Annotated in this window: 4 protein-coding genes; 3 read left to right on the plus strand and 1 reads right to left on the minus strand. The window is 46.4% G+C overall.

Annotation, left to right across the window (positions count from 1 at the left end):
- Positions 1-281: 281 nt before the first annotated feature.
- Positions 282-1,823: a surface lipoprotein assembly modifier gene (locus tag ACTHUE_RS10460; RefSeq protein WP_070711795.1), complete on the plus strand. Its 1,542-nt coding sequence runs from the start codon at positions 282-284 to the stop codon at positions 1,821-1,823.
- Between the two features lie 120 nt (positions 1,824-1,943).
- Here the strand turns inward: ACTHUE_RS10460 and ACTHUE_RS10465 are convergent, their stop codons facing one another.
- Positions 1,944-2,567, minus strand: coding sequence for a biliverdin-producing heme oxygenase (locus ACTHUE_RS10465; protein ID WP_070711798.1), 624 nt, complete (start codon positions 2,565-2,567; stop codon positions 1,944-1,946).
- 413 nt (positions 2,568-2,980) lie between these two features.
- Here ACTHUE_RS10465 and ACTHUE_RS10470 point away from each other — a divergent pair, with 413 nt between their 5' ends.
- Positions 2,981-4,291 (plus strand): paraquat-inducible protein A, encoded by a 1,311-nt coding sequence (locus tag ACTHUE_RS10470; RefSeq protein ID WP_083290081.1) that lies wholly within the window; start codon positions 2,981-2,983, stop codon positions 4,289-4,291.
- Positions 4,288-5,330 (plus strand): PqiB family protein (locus tag ACTHUE_RS10475; protein ID WP_440423421.1); only part of this gene is annotated, 1,043 nt, incomplete at its 3' end. The genes ACTHUE_RS10470 and ACTHUE_RS10475, both read left to right, overlap by 4 nt.

Here is a 5,330-nt window from a genome sequence, read left to right on the forward strand (position 1 = left end):
ATTTTAGCAATACCAATATTTTTTCTATCAGTAGTTAGGGTGAATCTTTATGCTATCCCCTCTCTGTTAAATATATTTACGTAATTTATAATCCTATAAAAATAAATAAGTTATATTTATTTCGTAAATTTGCCGTTATAATGATAAATCTAAATACGAATCTGTATTTTTTATGCAAAAATAAAATCACCTGAGATGTTTCAGGCAGTTTTATGATAAGAGCAAATCCCTTATTAGAAACGATTTGCCCTCAGATATACATATATTTCGGATGACTTTAAATGCTAAAAATAAAACAAAAAATTGTCTCAGCTTCTTTGTGCTACCTATTGCCGTCAGCAGCCTTTGCTGAATTTCCCGAAGAGGGTGTTCGGCAGAATATTTCTTCTCAGAATACTGCTGTACAAGTACAACAGAAACAATGGTTAGATATTCTATCTGAGGAGGAAAGGTCGCCTGAAAAGAATGAGAATATAGGCAGGCCAACTCTGGTTAACGATGATTTTTTAGCGGCAAACCCGCATATTCTTGAAGACGCACTGGTTCAAGCACTTAACAGCAATAGCGCAGACCTGGTTTCCTCGCTTGTCGCCCTTTACCGTAAACAGCCCAACCACAATCCCAAACTGATTGCGCGTACCGATGCTTTGCTGGCAAAGCTGAAAGGACGGACTTCCGAAGCGGTCGAACGTTATCGTACCCTTTATGAATCTGACGTTTCAGACGACCGTATATTGTTGGATTTGGCAGCAGCAGAGTTTCAGGACTATCGCTTGGGTGAGGCAACGATGCATTTTCGCCATGCCGCGCAACGCGATATACCCACCCCCGTTTTGGAAAATGTTAAACGTTTTCAAGAAGCCGTCAAACGGCAGACAGAATGGAAATGGTCTGGCGGAATTAGCCCTGTGCATAACGATAATGCCAACAACGCTGCTCCGCGTTATTGCATCGAAACAAAGGGGCAAAACGCATGCAGTGTTACCCTACCTGTCAGTGCCAACGGCTTGAATTACGAATTGAACACCGAAAAACTTACCCCATTGTATGGGCATCACGCCATCAAATTCCGCGCCAACCTCAGCGGCACAAGCTATTTTTTCGACCGCCAATCGGCTTACGACGATGCGTTCGGCAGGGCTTATTTGGGCTGGCAACGCAAGGACGGCAAACAAACCGTCAGCGTTTTACCGTTTTATCAGGCACAGTTGGCAGGCAGCAGCGAGTTTGACAGCAAAAAAGAAAATAACCGCCGCGTTGCACCTTATATGCTGGCTCACGGAGTTGGCGTACAACTTTCGCATATGGTCAATCTCGGCAATGCGACTCAACTTTACTACTCACTGGAACGCTACCGCCAAAACTATCGGGAAACTGATCGTGCACTGCGCAATGATGGTTGGCACGACAGTACTTATCTTTCCCTGGCTCGCCGTTTTGGCAACACGACTCTGTTCGGCGGTTGGCAATACAACCGCTTTGTTCCTGAAAACAAAAACATACACAATATTGAGAACAATGCAGCCTACCACCGCAACGGTTTCAATATAGGTTGGATACAGCAATGGCAGGTTTTAGGTGGGCTTAACAGCAGACTTACCGCTTCATTTGCCAACCGTCGCTATAAAGGCATTATGGCATTCGGCACGGAGCCGCAACGCAATCGGGAGCGCGCTCTCTCTATCAATCTTAGTCACAACAAATTATCTTATAAAGGCATTACCCCTACTTTGAATTATAGTTATAGTCACACCCGTAGCAATGCACCCTATGCAATGCGTAATATTCATCAATGGTCATTAGGTGGTGAATGGAATTTTTAAAAGAGAATCAAATCTGAGTAGGTATAAGACAGCAACCCGTTCAAACAAAACTTTGTAGTGTAATTAAAGGTCTCTGCAAACATCTACGCCGAGACCTTGTCTGTTTGATTTAATTATTTTTTAGAGTCTGTGCGGTGTCATACCTTCAGGTGCTTCCGCACCTTCCGGCAAACCGAAGGTTTCACGCAGAATCACTTTATAGAATTCAAAAGCTTCGCACGCACCTTGAATGGCTTCCGCCTCGGCTTCGGGAGTCAAGTTCAAAGCGTTCAGATGCTCGACAAAAGCGCGCCAGTGTTTGCCTCGGCCGTTTGGATGAGGAGCTAGGTGGCGTGCGCCGAATTCACCGGTGTATTCGAGTTTTTGAGCGTGTTTGAACAAGAATGCCGCGCCCAAATTAGAACCTTCGGCACAATACAGCCAGCCGATGGCTTTATTACCGGTTTCGTGTGGCAATTCTTTGTCAAATTTGTAAGGCTCTTCGCCCAAGTCTTTCAAGTCTTGAGTCACGGCATCGTAACGCGCCATGTATTCAAGCTCTGGAATGGCTTTGTTCAATTCGGCATCTTTATAGATGTGGTCGACGGCCTTGTGGAAAACAGATTGAAGTTTCAAGAATTTGATGTAGTTTTCTTTGCTGGAAAAAGGTTGAACGGACATAACCAAGTTATCAACGCTGTCGTGTGTAACTGTGGTTTGCTCTTTCAAGCGTTTGGCGAAAGTCAGCTCTTGGGTTTCACTCATGATGTTTCCTTTGAATTAAGAGACTAATAGTTTCAGATGGTTTCAGACGGCCTTTATGGTTAAAAATCCGTCTAATTTGAAAAGAATCGTTTTAAAAACAAAGAAGATAATTTTTAGCCTACTTCAGGTTCGTTGACCGTGTACCTTCCACAAATCTACAAGGATTATCGTGTTTTTAAATATTGAGAATATATCTTATTTTTATCCTAATGGAAATAAACCAAACTAAGACCTATTAATAAAATTTAACGGTCCATAGCAATAAACTTCTGAAGTCTTTTCAAACTTTTCAGACGGCCCAAACCTTATTAAGCAGCCGCCATTCAATCAAATATCGACCTAAATTTGGGCTATCCTTCTGTTTTCCTTTATAATGCGACACTCTTTGCACCTTCTTTATCCCCTGCCGAACCATGAAACGGATTCCTGCCTACCATCGCTGGTGGCGCTACAAGTCTTATCTTCCTGATGCGACGCTGCCTGCACATACGGTGGAATGCCCAGATTGCGGCTGCCGTATGGATATTCCGCGCCTGCGTCAGGGACAGGAAGCGCATTGTCCGGTGTGCAACCATGAAATTGTGGAAGTGGAAAACAATCCGTATATCGCGCCAATTGCCTATGCGCTGACAACCTTGATTCTAATGGCGTTCGCGTACAATATGGTGTATATCCGCGTGGATTTGTTCGGCGTGACATCGATTTTGTCGTTGCCGCAAATGATGCGGCTTTTGATTTCGCTGGATTACGGTTTTCTGGCGGAAGTGATGTTTATCCTCACCTTCGGCGCGCCCTTACTGTTTTTGCTGCTCTGTCTTTATGTTTATACGGCCTTGATACGCGAAAAGGCCTACCCTGCGCTGCGCTTTGCAACGCGCGTATTGGTTCGGCTGCGTCATTGGATTATGGTGGATGTGTTTTTCATTTCCACTTTGGTGGCATATATCAAGCTCTCGTCCGTTGCCACAGTAGAGTTCGGCTCAGCGTTTTATCTGATGTTTCCGTTGTCGGTCATGCTGATTCGGACTTCGGTATCGATTCCGCAGCATTGGGTTTATTATAAGATTCACCGTTTAACCGGCGGCCATGCGGTTCAGACGGCCACTGAAGACAAAATCTGTTGCAGCCGTTGCCTGTATTTCCGCGATAAAGACGAGCAGCCTTGCGGCGTATGCGGTGCGGACTTATACCGTCGCCGCCCGAAAAGCCTGAGCATTTCGCTGGCGTTTTTAGTCGCGGCGTTTATCCTGTATTTCCCTGCCAACATCCTGCCGATTATGATTTCGTCAAATCCGACGGCTTTGGAGATCAATACGATTTTCAACGGCATTGTTTATATGTGGGACGACGGCGACCGATTGATTGCCGTGATTATCTTTAGTGCCAGTATTATGGTGCCGGTTTTGAAGATTATTGCGATGGCGGTTTTGATTTATTCCGCATACTTTAAACCTGTGATGAGCGCGGACAAAATGTCGGTTTTGTATCGGATTACCGAATCCATCGGCCGCTGGTCGATGATTGATATTTTTGTGATTATTATTTTGATGAGTTCGTTCCACACCAATATGGCGCGCGTCGTGCCGGGTGGTGCGGCGATTTACTTCTGCCTGGTCGTTATTTTGACCATGCTTTCGGCCTATTATTTCGATCCCCGTCTGATTTGGGACAAGCAACAGCAGCTTTCAGACGGCCTTGATTCTGACCAGACCTTAACACAATGAAAAAACACGACTCTTCACCCAATTATCACGCACCGGCGCGTGTCAAGAAAACCAATGTCTTCACGTCTGTCGTGTGGCTGATTCCGCTGATTGCACTGATTGCCGGCGGCTGGCTTTTGATTAAAGACATCCGCAACCGCGGCCCTGTCGTTACGCTGTTGATGGACAGCGCCGAAGGCATCGAAGTCAACAACACCATTATTAAAGTGTTAAACGTCGATGTCGGACGCGTTACCCGCATCAAATTGCGCGACGACCAAAAAGGCGTGGAAGTCACGGCCCAACTCAGTGCCGACGCCAAAGACCTTATCCGCAGCGATACCCAATTTTGGGTGGTCAAACCGCGTATCGACCAAAGCGGCGTTACCGGCTTGGGAACCTTGCTTTCCGGCTCATATATTGCATTTACACCGGGCAAAAGCCAAGAAACCAAAGACGTATTTGTCGTCCAAGACATTCCGCCGATTGCCGCCATCGGTCAAAGCGGCCTGCGCCTGAATTTGATCGGCAAAAACGACCGCATCCTCAACGTCAGTAGCCCGGTTTTGTATGAAAACTTTATGGTCGGCCAAGTAGAAAGCGCGCATTTCGACCCGTCCGACCAAAGCGTGCATTACACCATCTTCATCCAAAGCCCCAACGACAAACTGATTAATTCCTCCAGCCGTTTCTGGCTGGAAAGCGGCATTAATATCGAAACCACAGGCAGCGGTGTCAAACTCAACTCCGCCCCTCTGGCTGCCCTGCTATCCGGCGCGATTTCCTTTGACTCGCCTAAAACAAGCGACAGCAAGAACGTCAAAAGCGAAGACAGCTTCACGCTTTATGACAGCCGCAGTGAAGTCGCCAACCTGCCTGACGACCGCTCGCTGTACTACACCGCGTTTTTCAAACAATCCGTACGCGGCCTGACTGCCGGTTCGCCTGTCGAATACAAAGGCCTGAATGTCGGCGTGGTTTCCGATGTCCCTTATTTCGACCGCAACGACAGCCTGCATTTGTTTGAAAACGGTTGGATTCCCGTACGCATCCGCATCGA

It is taken from the genome of Neisseria sp. P0021.S005 (assembly GCF_051956955.1).

Bases quoted from the DNA above. Each gene is read 5' to 3' on its own strand.
- ACTHUE_RS10460 (WP_070711795.1), top strand. From the start codon at position 282: ATGCTAAAAATAAAACAAAAAATTGTCTCAGCTTCTTTGTGCTACCTA.
- ACTHUE_RS10465 (WP_070711798.1), bottom strand. From the start codon at position 2,567: ATGAGTGAAACCCAAGAGCTGACTTTCGCCAAACGCTTGAAAGAGCAA.
- ACTHUE_RS10470 (WP_083290081.1), top strand. From the start codon at position 2,981: ATGAAACGGATTCCTGCCTACCATCGCTGGTGGCGCTACAAGTCTTAT.